Origin of the sequence: Frateuria sp. GZRe12 (assembly GCF_051900535.1) — a bacterium.
Lineage (GTDB): Bacteria > Pseudomonadota > Gammaproteobacteria > Xanthomonadales > Rhodanobacteraceae > Frateuria_A.
This window is the reverse complement of sequence record NZ_JBHZGI010000006.1, coordinates 61,510-74,940: the sequence shown is the minus strand read 5'-3', so window position 1 is coordinate 74,940 and position 13,431 is coordinate 61,510. Positions and strand designations below refer to the sequence as shown.

Genomic DNA, 13,431 nt, shown 5'->3' with positions numbered 1-13,431 from the left:
TGCGGACGCAGGCCTGGCGTGCTCCAATGGGCTTCGGCCACGGACACGGGATCGATCATGCATTACCACGGCAGCTGCCATTGCGGCCGCATCGCCTTCGACGTCGAGGGCGAGCTTGACCAGGTGACCGACTGCAACTGCTCGCACTGCAGCCGCAAGGGCTACCTGCTCTGGTTCGTGCCGCGCGGCCAGCTTGAGCTGGCCACGCCGGAAGCCGACATGGCGGCCTACACTTTCAACAAGCATGCGATCGAGCACCGCTTCTGCCCGCAATGCGGCTGTGCGCCGCTGGCGTTCGGGACCGCGCCGGACGGCCAGCCGATGGCCGCGATCAACGCGCGGTGCCTGGAAGGGCTGGATCTGGCCGCGCTCAAACGCGTGCCGGTGGACGGGCGCAGCTTCTAGCGCGTCCTGCCGCCCGACCCCGCGGGCACGGCGCGATGACGCGCGGTCGCGGCGGCTGGCGGCTTGCGCCCGCCGTCGATCACCGAATGCTGCTCCCGCTCCCGCGCCCGACGAAGCTCGTTCGTGTAATGGAATGCCAGCAGCCGGGTGCGTACCTCCGGCGATGCGTACAGCAACTCGCAGTCTGCCCGCAGCGAGCCGCTGACGAACATGCCGGCGAGGACAAGCAACAGGAGTGGTCGTGACATGGCGCGGCTCCGCGGCGGGAGTGCCCATCCTCCGGCCGCGCCCTGATCGCGGCCATCCGCATCTTGCTCGTTACTGGACCGGCTTGACCATCCGCAGCAGGTCCACGCCGTAGCCGGCGGCTTCGTAGATCGCACGGGCCCGCTCGTTGCCCGGGAAGACCGCCAGGGTGATCAGCGCGCAGCGGTGTTCGCGGGCCCACGCTTCGGCGTGCGCCATCAGCGCCTTGCCGACGCCGCGGCCTTCGTGGGCGGGCGCCACCGCCACGTTGTTGATGTGGCAGTTGGTGCGACCGGTGAAGAAATCCTGAGTCTTCTGCAGTTCGATGAAGCCGACCACGGTGCCGTCGCCGTCCTCGGCGATGAACAGGAAGTCGTTGGCGGTGCCGTCCTCGAGGTGACGCAGCAGGTCCTTGCGGATGCCATCGATGCACGTGTGCCGTTTGCGCCAGGGCGGCAGCGGAAACTCCACGAAACGCGGGACCAACCCGAGGATGAAGTCGTCATCGTCCTCGGCCAGGCGGATCAGGAAATTCGCGTCGCTCATACGGCGGTCGTTCGGTTGGCAACGATGGAAGCGGTTCTACCACCGAGCAGGCGCGGCTGGGAAGTCCCGCCCGCGAATCCGGCCGGGCTTTGCTACGGTGCGAGCCTCCCCTGCCCGGAAGAAATGCCGATGAACGGACGTCTATCCACTCCCCGCGCCTCGCGCAGGCCGGTTGCCCTGCTGGCCTGCATGGGACTGGTCCTCGCCACTGCCGTACAGGCCCAGGACACCCCGCAAGCCATCAACCCGTCCGCGCTGCCGCCAGCGCACGGCTATTCGCACGTCGTGATCGCGCCACCGGGACGGATGGTGTCGATTTCCGGCCAGGTCGCGATGGACCGCAAGGGCAGGGTGGTCGGCGAAGGCGATTTCCGTGCGCAGTGCGTGCAGGTGTTCGAAAACCTGCGCGTCGCGTTGAGGAGTGCGGGACTGGACTTCGAGGACGTGGTGCGCACGGACATGTACGTCACCGACCTTGCGCACCTGGACGTGTTGCGCGATGTGCGGGCGCGTTACTTGCCCACCGACGCGCCGGCCACCAGCACGCTGGTGAAGGTTGACGCACTGTTCCGGCCCGAGCTGATGATCGAGGTGGCCGCCGAGGCGGTCCAGCCTGTGGAACGAAAGCCGCGACGCTGACCCGTATCGCTCAGGCTGGCCGTGCGGCTGTTTAGAATGCGCCGACGCGAAAAAGGATTGATGCGTGGCGAACCTTGCGCTGTTCGACTTCGACGGAACGATCACCACCCGCGAGACCATGGCCACGTTCATGTATCGCGCCGTGCCGGCACGCCGGCAGGCGTGGGGCAGGCTGCTGCTGGCCCCCTGGGTCGCCGGCTACAAGTGTGGCGTGCTCTCCGGTGTGGCGGTGCGCACCGCGGTCGTGCGCGTCGGCTTCGCCGGCGTGGCGCTCGCAAGCGTACAGGCCCATGGCGCGGCGTTTGCCGACGAGGCTCTGCCGCCGCTGCTGCGGCCGGAGGTGATGGCGCGCGTCCGCTGGCATCAGCAGCAGGGCGACACCGTGGCGGTGGTTTCCGGCGGGCTGGACGTCTATCTCGCACCCTGGTGCCGCCTGCACGGCCTGGGGCTGGTCTGCTCCACGCTGGAACATCGCGATGGCCGCCTCACCGGGCGTTATCAGGGCGCGCAGTGCGTGAACGAGGAAAAGGCGCTGCGGGTCCGTGCCCATTACGACCTGGCCAGGTACGGGCGCATCTACGCCTATGGCGACACGCACGAGGACCTCGCGTTGCTGGATCTCGCGCACCACCGCTTTTATCGCGGCCAGGAACAGTTGGCGCATGCCTGACGGATCGGCATGCCTGGCGGACCGCCGTCGCTCCCGCGCGCTTCCTTTCCCCGCGAGGCGGGGGAGGATTCGCGTCAGCGGCTCACGACCGGCAGCGCGATGAAGCTCGCCTTGCCCGGCGCGTGGTACACGCGCTGGGTTGCCTTCACGTAATCGGCCGGCTTCGCCTTGAAGATGTTCGGCACGTAGGTCTGCGGGTTTCGGTCGTACAGCGGGAACCAGCTCGACTGCACCTGCACCATCAGCCGGTGGCCGGGCAGGAAGACGTGGTTGGCGTTGGGCAGGCTGAAGCGGTAGTCCAGCGGCTGGTCGGTGGCCAGCGGCGCCGGCTTGTCGAAGCCGGTGCGGTAGCGGCCGCGGAATATGTCCATCGCCACCGCCAGCTGGTAGCCGCCCATCTGCGGCTGCTCGGCAACCTGGTCGGGATAGACGTCGATCAGCTTGACCACCCAGTCGCTGTCGGTGCCGCTGGTGGAGGCCACCAGATGGACCTCGGGCGCGCCGGCGATGGTCAGCGGCGCGGTCAGCGGCGCGGAGACGTAGGTCAACACGTCGGTGCGGCCGGATGCCTCGCGCTGGTCGTCCACCAGCCACTCTTGCCAGGTCTGGCCATTGTCGTAGCCGACCGGCTGGATCGGGCGAGCACGGAACGGCACCGGATGCGCCGGGTCGGACACGTACTCGTCATAGGCGGCGCCTTGGGCCGGGGCGGCGAAGCCCAGCGCATGGTCCGGCTCCAGATACAGTGCGCGACTCGTCGTGGCGCACCCCTTTGCACACGCCAGCGGCCAGTGGTCCAGGCGCTGCCAGCGGTTGGCGCCGGTCTGGAAGGCGGTGACCGGCGCGATGTCGGCCTTGGGCGCGCCGTCCTTCAGGTATTGCGCCAGGAACGGCCGCAGGATCTGCTCGCGGAAATATTTCGCGGTGTCGCTGCCGAAGCGGATCGCGCCCAGCGCGCTGCCCTCGTCGATCTGCTGCCCGTGGTACCACGGCCCCATCACCAGCTTGACCATGGTGCCGTCGGTGTCCTTGGGCTTGATCGCGCGGTACACCGCCGTTGCGCCGTAGATGTCCTCCTGGTCCCACAGGCCGTGCACCAGCATCACCGGGACCTTCAACGGCTGCTTCGCCAGCAGTTTGTCCACCGCCTGGTCGGACCAGAACGCGTCATAGGCCGGGTGCGCCACGATCTTGTTCCAGAAGCCCAGCTGGCCCATGCCGTACGCCTCGCCCATCGCACCGGCCGAGCCGTAGTGCATGAACAGGTCGTATTCGTCGTGGAAACTGGTCCACCAGCGGACGGAGTTGTCCCGGCTGGCTTCCTGCTCGTAGATGTAGGACATGTTCTGCTGGCGGAAGGCACCGTTGTGGAACCAGTCGTCGCCCATCCAGCCGTCGACCATCGGGTTCATCGGCACCGACACCTTGAGCGCCGGGTGCGGGTCGACCAGCGCCATCAGCGGCTCGAAGCCGTCGTAGGAAATGCCCAGCGTGCCGACCTTTCCGTTGGACTCGGGGACGTTCTTCACCAGCCAGTCGATGGTGTCGAAGGTGTCGGTGGCGTCGTCCACCGGCGTCGGGTTGAGCGTCCCATGGACCGGGCGATTCATCACGAAGTCGCCCTCGGAGCCGTACTTGCCGCGCACGTCCTGCACCACGCGGATGTAACCGTCCTCGACGATCACGTCGGTGGCGTTGTCGTAGCCCTGGAGCATCGGCGCAAGGTGGCCGCTCATGGTGTGGCTGGTCAGCGCATCGGCATCGTAGGGCGTGCGGGTGAGCAGGGTGCCGGCGCGCTTCGCGCCCTTGGGAACCAGGATCACGGTGTGCAGCTTCACGCCGTCGCGCATCGGGATCATCACATCGCGCCGTTCGTAGTCGAAGCCCGCGGTGACGGGCGTGAAATGCGCCGGCGTTTCGCTGGGATAGTTCGGGTATGCCGACTGCGGTGCGTCGGCGGCGGGCAGCGCGGCGCTGGCGGCGAGCAGCAGGGCCAGCAGGATCGGTCGGACGGCGAGGCGTGACTTCATGGCGGGGCTCCCCTGGGGCAACCGGGCTAGCGTAATCGGATCGGGGCAGGGTGTGCGGGCTGGCCGCACTCGGGGCGGGGCGCTTGGACGGTGATTTCCGCAAGGGCGCGCCGGCGCCCGGGGCGTTTGGAGGCTTTTTCGACGCGCGGGCCAATAGCCATTCGCGCTGGGCGGGAACGGGAGCAGGCCGGGCCGGCGAGAATCCGGGCCGAGCAGATGCCAAAGTGCAGCCGGATCGCCATCCCCGCGCGATCAACTCGTCAACGCATGCAGGAAGGCAATCCGCCACGCGGTCAGGTCATGCCGCTGCAACACGTCCATCATCGACCGCCACCGCGCGATCCGCTCGCGCAGGGGCATCGCCAGCGCGCGCTCCAGCGCATCGGCCACCTCGACCGTATCGGCAGGATTGACCAGCAGCGCCTCGGTCAGCTCCTGGGCTGCACCGGCGAAGCGCGACAGCACCAGTACGCCCGGATTCTTCGGATCCTGGCTGGCCACGTATTCCTTGGCGACCAGGTTCATGCCGTCGCGCAAAGGCGTGACCAGGCCCACCCGCGCCACGCGGTAGTAGCCGGCCAGCAGGCTGTGCGGAAAGGACTGGTTGACGTAGCGGATCGGCACCCATTCGGGCGTGGCGAACCTGCCGTTGATGTGGCCGGCCATGCGCTCGAGCTCGCGACGGATCAGCCGGTATTCGGGCACCGCGCCGCGCGAGGGTGGGGCGATCTGCAGCAGGGTGACGTGGCTGTGCAGCGCGGGCGAGCGCTCCAGGACGTGGGCGAGGGCTTCGAAGCGCTGCGCCAGGCCCTTGGAATAGTCCAGCCGGTCGACGCCGATGACCAGGTCGCGCCCGTCCAGGCTCTGCTTGAACTCGCGCACCGCATCCTCGCCCATCGCCTTGCGTGCCACCTCGGCCACCTCGGCGGTGTCGATGCTGATCGGGAACACGCCGGCGCGGAACAGGCGGCCATTGGCCGCGCGCAGCCGTCCTCCCGGACGCATCGCGCCGCCCACCTCGTGCAGGAAATAGTCCTCCAGCGCACGCAGGTCGCGCGCGGTGTGCAGGCCGACGAGGTCATAGCTGGCCAGCGTTTCGAGCAGCTCGCGGTGCTTGGGCAGCGCTATCAGCAGCGCGGCTGCCGGCAGCGGCGTGTGCAGGAAGAAGCCGATGCGGTTGCGCACGCCGCGCTCGCGCAGCATCGCGGCCAGCGGGATCAGGTGGTAGTCGTGCACCCAGATGATGTCGTCCGGTTCGAGCAGCTTGACCAGCTCGTCGGCGAAAATCGCGTTGACCCGCAGATAGCCTTCCAGATGGCTGCGCTGGTAATCGACCAGGTCGGGCCGGTAGTGGAACAGCGGCCACAGCGTGCGATTGGCGAAACCGGCGTAGAAGTCGTCGTGGTCGGCGCGCGAGAGGTCGATGGTGACGTACTCGATCGCGTCGTCGCTGAGCCGGTGCAGCTCCTCGGCGGTATGCGTGGCGAGCTTGCCGCTCCAGCCAAACCACAGTCCGCCACGTTCCTGCAGCGCCGCGCGCATGGCCGAGGCGAGGCCGCCGGTAGCCGTCTGCTTTGGCATGGCGACACGGTTGGAGACCACCACCAGTCGCCCGGGCTTCTTGCCGGTGCGCGTCATCGCGCGCCCCCGGGGTGCGCGCGGGCGGTCCACGGCGGGGCGGTACGGCAGGCGCCGGTCAGGTCCAGCTCAGGGCTGGCGGTCGGGTAATTGTCCTCCGCCGTTGTCGGCATCGATCGGTACTCCCTGTGCAAGGTCTTGTCCGTGGCCGGGCGCGTCCCGCACCCGCTCCAGCCAAGCCTGGACGGCGGCCGGGCTAGGCAGCGTGAACCGGGCATGGCTGGGCTCGCGCTGCCCGATCCGCACGCTGATCCCGCCGGCGCGATTGACCGCATGGAAAGCGTGCTCGTCGGTCAGGTCGTCACCCAGGTACACCGGGGTACGGCCGGCGAACGGCAACTGCTGCATCAGTTCGTCCACGGCGCGGCCCTTGTCCATTCCGGTCGGCTTGAACTCCATCACCAGGTTGCCCGGCTGCAGCTCATAACCTGGCAGATCGGCGGCGACCGCCTCGGCCGCCGCGCGCAAGGCCGGCAGGCGGTCCGGGGCGCGCCGGCAGTGCAGCGCCATGGCGTGCTGCTTGTCTTCCAGTTGCACGCCGTCGAGCCGATCGGCCAATGCCTGCACCGCGGCGCGCATGCGCGCCTGGTCGGCCGGATCGGCGGTGAGCTCGCGATGGCGGCCGTCGTCGTAACGCAGCTCGTAGCCGTGCAGGCCGGCAAGCGCCCAGGCCGGCGTGTCGAACAGTCGGTCCAGATCTTTCACGCCGCGCCCGCTGACCAGGGCCAGCGCGCCGCCGAGCCGGTCGTGCAGCGCCTGCAGGACCGCGCGCAGTCGAGGAGTGACGATCACCGCTGCCGGGTCGTCGGCGAAGTCCAGCAGGCACCCGTCCACGTCGAGGAACAGGGCCCAGCGCTGGTCCGGCCGGGGCAACGGTGGCGCCGGCAGGGACGAGCTCACGCTGGCGGACTTGGACGAAGACATCGGTCCGAGACTAGCAAAGGGGGATGTGAAAGGCCGAACGCGGTCAGTGCCGTGCCAAGTTTGGCCAACTACTGCTCGTCGTCGGCCGCCTCGATGCGCGGGGCGGGCGTCACCAGCAGCTTGTCGATACGCGCACCATCGAGGTCGACCACCTCGAAGCGGATGCCACGCCAGGCGAAGACCTCGCCTACCTGCGGGATGTGTGCCAGCGCGGTCATCACCATGCCGGCGGCGGTGCGGAACTCGTGCTCCTCCTCGCCGGGCAGGCGCTCGACGTGGAGCAGTTCGCGCAGGTCCTCGGTGGAGAGCGACCCGTCGACGAGCCAGCTGCCATCCTCGCGCGCCACGATCGGCGGGTGCTCTTCGCTGCCGCCATGACCGAGCTGGCTGGCGCCGACCACGGCGGCGAGCAGGTCGTTGAGCGTGACCAGCCCATCGATATCGCCGTACTCGTCCACCACGAGCGCCACCGGCGTCTCGGCGTCCCGGAATTCCTCCAGCAGGTCCATCGCGCGAGCCGTGGCCGGGACATATAGCGGCTTGGCCAATTGGCGGAACAGCTCCGGCGTATCGCCGGTCATGCCGCCGATCAGGCTCTTGACCTCCAGCACGCCGACCACATCGCTCTCGTCGCCCTGGTAGACGGGGTAGCGTGAGTAGGGCGTCTCACGCATCACGGCGATGTTCTCCTCGCGCGAGGCGGACCGGTCCAGCCAGGCGATGCGCATGCGCGGGGTCATCACGCTGTCGACCGTGCGGTCGCCCAGGCGCAGCACGCGGTTGACCATGTTGTGCTCGTCCGGGTCCAGTACGCCCTGCTCGGCGCTTTCGGCGACCAGCAAACGGATCTCCTCTTCGGTAACCCTGCCGCTGCCCTGGTCGTTCACCCGCAGCAGCTTGAGCAGTAGCCCGCTGGAGCGGTTGAGCAGCCATACGAACGGGCCGGTGACCCGCGCCAAGAAAAGCATCGGCATGGCGACGAACCCGGAAAGCCGCTCCGGCGCCGACAAGGCCAGCCGCTTGGGCAGCAACTCGCCGATCACGATCTGGATGTAGGAGATCACCACGAAACCGATCACGATGCCCAGGCCGTGGGCATAGGGTGCGAGCCAACTGATCCGGCCTCCCTGCAGCAACTCGGCGAAGCGGTCGCCGAGCCGGTCGCCGGCCACCGCGCCGGTCACCAGCATCACCAGCGTGATGCCCACCTGCACGGTCGAGAGGAAGTGTTCCGGCGCCTCGGCGTGGCGCAGCGCCACCCGGGCGCGCCGGCTGCCCTGGGCCATCTGCTTGAGGCGGCTCTTGCGCGAGGTGACCAGCGCCATTTCCGACAACGCGAAAAAGCCGTTGAACACCGACAGAAGGATGACGAGCGCGATATCGGTCAGCATCGCGGCGGGTGACTTCGGGGTCGCATGGGTGCGCAGTGTACGGGATGCCCGGCAAGCACGCAGTGGGGCGTGCATGGCCAGTGAAGGCCAGCGTCAGCCGTTGCCGCGGTGGCTCCTGTAACATGTCGCCTGTTTGACCCCTCACTCCGGCTTCCAGGCACGCGCATGTTTTCATTGCAGACGATTTTCGGTAAGGGCGACCGGTTCTACGGCCTGCTCGAGCAGAGCGCCGAGGCGGCGCACGGCAGCGCCAAGGCACTGCACCAGATGCTCGCCCACAAGGAGCGCGCGCCGGTGATGGCCGACTTTGCCGGCGCTCGTGCCCGCGAGAAGGCATTGGCCGCGCAGATCAGCGAGGAGCTGGTCAACACCTTCGTCACCGCGCTGGATCGCGAAGACATCGAGGCGCTCAATTCCGCGCTCTACAAGATTCCCAAGACGGTGGAAAAGTTCGCCGAGCGCTATCTGATCGTGGTCGAGCGCGTGGCGGACGTCGATTTCGCCCAGCGCGCCTGCGTGCTGGAAGAGTCGGTCAGCGTGGTCGTCGAGATGATCGGCGAGCTGCGCCACGGCCTGCGCATCGATCCGGTCAAGAAGCTGCAGGACCGCCTGCAGGCGCTGGAGTCCGAGGGTGATCGCATGCTGCTGGCGCCCTACCGCACGCTGTACGTGGAAGGCCACGACGCGATGAAGGCGATGCTCGCCAAGGATCTGTTCGAACTGATCGAGAAGGCGATCGACAAGTGCCGCGACGTCGGCAACATCGTCTATTCGATCGTGCTCAAGCACTCCTGAGGCCGCGCGCATGAGCCTGGGCCTGGTCTTCGCGGTGGTGCTGATCGCACTCGCCTTCACCTACATCAACGGCTTCCACGACACCGCCAACTCGATCGCCACGGTGGTGGCGACCAAGGTACTCAGTCCCGGCCAGGCGGTGCTGCTGGCGGCGGTGACCAACCTCATCGGCGCGCTGTGGGGCACCGCGGTGGCCAAGACCATCGCCGCCGGACTGATCGACACGCACGTGGTCGAGGCCGGGCCGCAACTGTTGATCTGCGCGTTGCTCGCGGCCACGGTGTGGAACCTGATCACCTGGTGGCTGGGCCTTCCTTCCAGTTCCAGCCATGCACTGGTCGGTGCGCTGGTCGGCGCGGCGATCGCCGCGGCGGGCGACAACTTCGGCGCGGTGATCTGGTCGCAGGGTGGCTGGTGGGCCGGCAAGGGCGTGATCCCGAAGGTCGTCGTGCCGATGGTGGTCTCGCCGCTGATGGGCTTCATCATCGGCTTCCTGTTGATGGGGGCGCTGTACGCGCTGTTCGCCTGGCTGGCCAACCGCAAGGGATGGCTGAAGCGGCTGGGTCGTACGCCGTTCGTCAACGCGTTCTTTGGCAAGGCGCAGATCGTCTCGGCCAGCGCGATGGGCCTGGCCCACGGCATGAACGACGCGCAGAAGAGCATGGGCATCATTGCGCTCGCCCTGGCCGGCGGTACCGCCGCGGGCCAGATGGATCACCTGCCGCAGTGGCTGGGTTTCCTGCGCATCGCCGGTTCCGCCGAGGGTGGCTTCAATGTGCCGGCGTGGGTGGCGGTGGTGTGCGCGCTGACCATGGCCGCGGGCACCGCCGGCGGCGGCTGGCGCATCATCAAGACGCTCGGCCACAAGATGGTCAAGCTGCATCCGATCAACGGCTTCGCCGCCGAGGGCAGCTCGGCCGCGGTGATCCTCACCGCCTCGGCGTTCGGTATCCCGGTGTCGACCACGCACAACGTGTCCGCCTCGATCATGGGCGTGGGCGCGGCCAAGCGCTTCAACGCGATCCGCTGGTCGGTGGTCGAGCGCATGGTGTGGGCCTGGATCCTGACCCTGCCGATCACCGCACTGCTGGCCTACGGCTTCGTGCGGCTGGTGCAGCTGTTCGCGCACTGATCCGGGAGTTTTGTAGAAGCTGCGCTTGACGGCGATGCTCCCGGCGGAAGGCACGCCGGCAGCGGTTTCACGAAAAGCCGCGCGCCGTTTGCGTCAGAAGCTGTCGCCACCGCTGGCGATGACCTGCTCCAGCTGGTCGCCCAACTGGCCGAGTTCGCCGATCAGGCGCTCGAGCTCGCCGCCGTCGAGGAACTCGTAGGGACGGTTCTCGCACAGGTGCAGGTAGGGCGATCCGTCCAGATCGGCCACGGCCAGGAAGCCGGTGCGTTGTTCCCAGTTGAAGCGCAGGCAGCGGCGCGGATCGGTGCCCGCCAAGGGGCCGATCGGTGTGGACAGGCGCAGGTAGCGACGGCCACCCTCGTCCTCCAGCTCGGCCAGATAGATGCCCTGGTGGCGCCCGAGCGGCAGGGCCAGATCGAAGCTGATCAGGTACGGATCGTTCTGTCGCAGCGCGTGCTGGCTGCCGACGTGGGAACGCACGGCTTCGAAATGGCGCATGGGCGGACTCCTTGATGCGACGCCGATGGTAACCTCCCGCCGCATCGTGCCCAAGTGACGAGCCATGCAGGAAAGCCACACCCGCGTCTATGCCGCCGTCGCCGCCATCCCGCGTGGCCGCGTCGCCAGCTATGGCGCAATCGCCGCCCGCGCCGGGCTGCCGGGGCGCGCGCGGCTGGTCGGCAAGCTGCTGGGCGAGACACCTGACGGGATGGAACTGCCTTGGCATCGCGTGCTGCGCGCGAGCGGCCACATTGCGTTGCCGCCGGGCAGTCGCGGCTTCCGCGAGCAGTGCCGGTTGCTGCGCGCCGAGGGCATCGACGTGGTCAATGGTCGCGTGCCCCTGTCGCGCTTTGGACTGGATGCGGACCTGGACCGCGTGCTCTGGGGCATGACCTTGTAGGGTCGGCTTCAACCCACCCACGCAACCCGCGACCTACAACCCGCATCCGGCTTTGCCTACCGCTACCGGCGCGCGTCGCGGACGGGCGCGGAACGCTGCTTTGGTAGCATGCACCCGATGTCTTCCCGCGCCCTCGATCTCCTCCACAGCGTCTTCGGTTACGCCAGCTTCCGCGGCCAGCAACAGGCCATCGTGCATGCGGTGGCCGAGGGCGGCGACGCGCTGGTACTCATGCCCACCGGTGGCGGCAAGTCGCTGTGTTACCAGATTCCCGCACTGCTGCGACCGGGTACGGCCATCGTCGTCTCGCCGCTGATCGCGCTGATGCAGGATCAGGTCGATGCCTTGCGCGAAGCGGGCGTGGCCGCGGCCTACCTCAATTCCAGCCTGCCGCCCGAGGACCAGCGCGAGGTCGAACGCCGCCTGCTCGCCGGCGGCCTGAAACTGCTCTACGTGGCGCCCGAGCGCCTGCTCACGCCCCGCTTCCTGGGCCTGCTCGAACAGATCGACGTGGCGCTGTTCGCCATCGACGAGGCGCACTGCGTTTCGCAGTGGGGCCACGACTTCCGTCCGGAGTACCGCGAATTGGCGGTATTGGCCGAGCGCTTTGCCCAGATCCCGCGCATCGCGCTCACCGCCACCGCCGACGCGCGCACCCGCGAGGAAATCGTCGAGCGGCTCGGCCTGGGCCGGGCGCACCGGTTCGTCTCCAGCTTCGACCGGCCGAACATCCGCTACCGCGTGACGCTCAAGCACAATCCGCGCACGCAGCTGATGCAGTTCCTCGATGGCCACCGTGGCGAGGCCGGGATCGTCTATGCGCTGAGCCGGAAGAAGGTCGACGACACCGCCGCCTGGCTGGCCGAGGCCGGTATCGAGGCGTTGCCATACCACGCCGGCCTGGATGCGCGGGTGCGCGCGGCCAACCAGCAGCGCTTCCTGCGCGAGGATGGCGTGGTCATGGTCGCCACGGTTGCCTTCGGCATGGGCATCGACAAGCCGGACGTACGCTTCGTCGCGCACCTGGACCTGCCGCGCTCGATGGAGGGCTACTACCAGGAGACCGGCCGCGGCGGTCGCGACGGCCTGCCGGCCGAGGCCCTGATGCTTTATGGCCTGTCCGACGTGGTGACGATGAGCCAGATGATCGCCCAGTCCGACTCAGCCGACGAACGCAAGCGCATCGAGCGCCAGAAGCTGGAGAGTCTGCTCAGCTTCGCCGAGGCCACCCGCTGCCGGCGCGAGCTTCTGCTGGGCGCGTTCGGCGAGGACTACGAGGGACCCTGCGGCAACTGCGACAACTGCCTCGAGGCGCCCAGGACCTGGGATGCCACCGTCCCCGCGCAGAAGGCGCTGTCGGCGGTCTACCGCAGCGGCCAGCGTTTCGGTGCCGGGCACGTGATCGACATCCTGCGCGGCATCGAGGGCGAGCGCATGCGCCAGTTGGGCCATGAACGCCTGACCACGTTCGGCATCGGCGCCGACATGGACGAGAAAGGCTGGCGCTCGGTGTTCCGTCAGCTACTCGCCGCCGGCCTGCTCGAAGCCGATGCCGAGGGCTACGGCACCCTGCGCCTCACGCCAGCCAGCCGGGCAGTGCTGACCGGCAGCCAATCGGTGCTGCTGCGCGAGGACGCCCGTCCCGTGCGCAGTGCCCGCCGTCGCCGCGACAGCCAGCTGGTGACCGGCGCCAGCCTGGGCATCGAAGCCTACGAACAGGCGACGTGGGATGCCTTGCGTGCGCTGCGCACGCGCCTGGCCAAGCAGCAGGGCGTACCGCCCTACGTGGTCTTCCACGACGCCACGCTCTTGGCCATGCTGCGCGCCATGCCCGCCAACGAGGACGAGCTGGCGGAAGTCAGCGGCGTGGGCGAAGCCAAGCTCAAGCGATACGGCCGCGATTTCCTGGCCGTGATCAACGCGACCGACCAGGTGCCGTAACGGTTGGCTGGCGTCCCTCGCCGCCCGAGGTCGCGGAGCCTCTCGGTCGTGCCGCGGCGAGCCGGGAGGGTGCGCCCGCCGCGGTACCGGAATCGGGCCGTTCGGGATTCACGCGCCATGCACGCTCCGTGTCGATAGTCGCGAGGCCCGCCGGGCTGCGCCAGACGACCCCC

General features: G+C 68.5%; 14 protein-coding genes. 7 read left to right on the top strand and 7 right to left on the bottom strand.

Features of this window, described 5'->3' with window-relative positions; translation table 11 throughout:
* The first annotated feature begins 57 nt into the window (after positions 1–57).
* The gene (locus tag ACFWZ4_RS13690) at positions 58–405 is read left to right on the top strand and encodes a GFA family protein (RefSeq protein WP_439705234.1); all 348 of its coding nucleotides are present in this window, start codon (positions 58–60) and stop codon (positions 403–405) included.
* On the opposite strand, the gene ACFWZ4_RS13685 is transcribed toward ACFWZ4_RS13690, so the two are convergent.
* Together ACFWZ4_RS13685 and ACFWZ4_RS13680 are read right to left on the bottom strand one after the other, a co-directional pair.
* On the bottom strand, positions 402–653 hold the full coding sequence (locus ACFWZ4_RS13685; RefSeq protein WP_439705233.1) for a hypothetical protein: 252 nt from the start codon (positions 651–653) through the stop codon (positions 402–404). The genes ACFWZ4_RS13690 and ACFWZ4_RS13685 overlap by 4 nt on opposite strands.
* Positions 654–723: 70 nt before the next feature.
* Positions 724–1,197 carry a GNAT family N-acetyltransferase gene (locus ACFWZ4_RS13680; RefSeq protein ID WP_439705232.1) on the bottom strand — a complete coding sequence of 158 codons (474 nt, stop codon included), beginning with the start codon at positions 1,195–1,197 and terminating at the stop codon, positions 724–726.
* 129 nt (positions 1,198–1,326) lie between these two features.
* On the opposite strand from ACFWZ4_RS13680, the gene ACFWZ4_RS13675 reads away from it, so the two are divergent.
* Both ACFWZ4_RS13675 and ACFWZ4_RS13670 read left to right on the top strand, forming a co-directional pair.
* On the top strand, positions 1,327–1,836 hold the full coding sequence (locus ACFWZ4_RS13675; RefSeq protein ID WP_439705231.1) for a RidA family protein: 510 nt from the start codon (positions 1,327–1,329) through the stop codon (positions 1,834–1,836).
* A 64-nt stretch (positions 1,837–1,900) separates the two neighbouring features.
* Positions 1,901–2,506, top strand: a complete 606-nt coding sequence (locus tag ACFWZ4_RS13670) for an HAD family hydrolase (RefSeq protein ID WP_439705230.1) — start codon at positions 1,901–1,903, stop codon at positions 2,504–2,506.
* 74 nt (positions 2,507–2,580) lie between these two features.
* Here the strand turns inward: ACFWZ4_RS13670 and ACFWZ4_RS13665 are convergent, their stop codons facing one another.
* The 4 genes from ACFWZ4_RS13665 to ACFWZ4_RS13650 all read right to left on the bottom strand — a co-directional run bounded on the left by ACFWZ4_RS13665 (position 2,581) and on the right by ACFWZ4_RS13650 (position 8,489).
* Positions 2,581–4,536, bottom strand: a complete 1,956-nt coding sequence (locus tag ACFWZ4_RS13665) for a CocE/NonD family hydrolase (RefSeq protein WP_439705229.1) — start codon at positions 4,534–4,536, stop codon at positions 2,581–2,583.
* Between the two features lie 252 nt (positions 4,537–4,788).
* On the bottom strand, positions 4,789–6,174 hold the full coding sequence (otsA, locus tag ACFWZ4_RS13660) for an alpha,alpha-trehalose-phosphate synthase (UDP-forming) (RefSeq protein WP_439705228.1): 1,386 nt from the start codon (positions 6,172–6,174) through the stop codon (positions 4,789–4,791).
* A gap of 69 nt (positions 6,175–6,243) precedes the next feature.
* On the bottom strand, positions 6,244–7,074 hold the full coding sequence (otsB, locus tag ACFWZ4_RS13655; protein ID WP_439705227.1) for a trehalose-phosphatase: 831 nt from the start codon (positions 7,072–7,074) through the stop codon (positions 6,244–6,246).
* 92 nt (positions 7,075–7,166) lie between these two features.
* Entirely contained in the window at positions 7,167–8,489 is a 1,323-nt protein-coding gene (locus tag ACFWZ4_RS13650; RefSeq protein WP_439705226.1) for a hemolysin family protein, read from the bottom strand.
* A gap of 165 nt (positions 8,490–8,654) precedes the next feature.
* Here ACFWZ4_RS13650 and ACFWZ4_RS13645 point away from each other — a divergent pair, with 165 nt between their 5' ends.
* Together ACFWZ4_RS13645 and ACFWZ4_RS13640 are read left to right on the top strand one after the other, a co-directional pair.
* Entirely contained in the window at positions 8,655–9,284 is a 630-nt protein-coding gene (locus tag ACFWZ4_RS13645; RefSeq protein ID WP_439705225.1) for a DUF47 domain-containing protein, read from the top strand.
* Positions 9,285–9,294: 10 nt separating this feature from the next.
* Positions 9,295–10,416: an inorganic phosphate transporter gene (locus ACFWZ4_RS13640; RefSeq protein WP_439705224.1), complete on the top strand. Its 1,122-nt coding sequence runs from the start codon at positions 9,295–9,297 to the stop codon at positions 10,414–10,416.
* Positions 10,417–10,509: 93 nt separating this feature from the next.
* On the opposite strand, the gene ACFWZ4_RS13635 is transcribed toward ACFWZ4_RS13640, so the two are convergent.
* The gene (locus ACFWZ4_RS13635; RefSeq protein ID WP_231323679.1) at positions 10,510–10,914 is read right to left on the bottom strand and encodes a hypothetical protein; all 405 of its coding nucleotides are present in this window, start codon (positions 10,912–10,914) and stop codon (positions 10,510–10,512) included.
* Positions 10,915–10,978: 64 nt separating this feature from the next.
* Here ACFWZ4_RS13635 and ACFWZ4_RS13630 point away from each other — a divergent pair, with 64 nt between their 5' ends.
* Positions 10,979–11,317: an MGMT family protein gene (locus ACFWZ4_RS13630; RefSeq protein ID WP_439705223.1), complete on the top strand. Its 339-nt coding sequence runs from the start codon at positions 10,979–10,981 to the stop codon at positions 11,315–11,317.
* A gap of 117 nt (positions 11,318–11,434) precedes the next feature.
* Positions 11,435–13,258: a DNA helicase RecQ gene (recQ, locus tag ACFWZ4_RS13625; protein ID WP_439705222.1), complete on the top strand. Its 1,824-nt coding sequence runs from the start codon at positions 11,435–11,437 to the stop codon at positions 13,256–13,258.
* The last annotated feature ends 173 nt before the right edge of the window (positions 13,259–13,431 follow it).

Bases quoted from the DNA above. Each gene is read 5' to 3' on its own strand.
- ACFWZ4_RS13690 (WP_439705234.1), top strand. From the start codon at position 58: ATGCATTACCACGGCAGCTGCCATTGCGGCCGCATCGCCTTCGACGTC.
- ACFWZ4_RS13685 (WP_439705233.1), bottom strand. From the start codon at position 653: ATGTCACGACCACTCCTGTTGCTTGTCCTCGCCGGCATGTTCGTCAGC.
- ACFWZ4_RS13680 (WP_439705232.1), bottom strand. From the start codon at position 1,197: ATGAGCGACGCGAATTTCCTGATCCGCCTGGCCGAGGACGATGACGAC.
- ACFWZ4_RS13675 (WP_439705231.1), top strand. From the start codon at position 1,327: ATGAACGGACGTCTATCCACTCCCCGCGCCTCGCGCAGGCCGGTTGCC.
- ACFWZ4_RS13665 (WP_439705229.1), bottom strand. From the start codon at position 4,536: ATGAAGTCACGCCTCGCCGTCCGACCGATCCTGCTGGCCCTGCTGCTC.
- otsA (WP_439705228.1), bottom strand. From the start codon at position 6,174: ATGACGCGCACCGGCAAGAAGCCCGGGCGACTGGTGGTGGTCTCCAAC.
- ACFWZ4_RS13650 (WP_439705226.1), bottom strand. From the start codon at position 8,489: ATGCTGACCGATATCGCGCTCGTCATCCTTCTGTCGGTGTTCAACGGC.
- ACFWZ4_RS13645 (WP_439705225.1), top strand. From the start codon at position 8,655: ATGTTTTCATTGCAGACGATTTTCGGTAAGGGCGACCGGTTCTACGGC.
- ACFWZ4_RS13640 (WP_439705224.1), top strand. From the start codon at position 9,295: ATGAGCCTGGGCCTGGTCTTCGCGGTGGTGCTGATCGCACTCGCCTTC.
- ACFWZ4_RS13635 (WP_231323679.1), bottom strand. From the start codon at position 10,914: ATGCGCCATTTCGAAGCCGTGCGTTCCCACGTCGGCAGCCAGCACGCG.
- ACFWZ4_RS13630 (WP_439705223.1), top strand. From the start codon at position 10,979: ATGCAGGAAAGCCACACCCGCGTCTATGCCGCCGTCGCCGCCATCCCG.
- recQ (WP_439705222.1), top strand. From the start codon at position 11,435: ATGTCTTCCCGCGCCCTCGATCTCCTCCACAGCGTCTTCGGTTACGCC.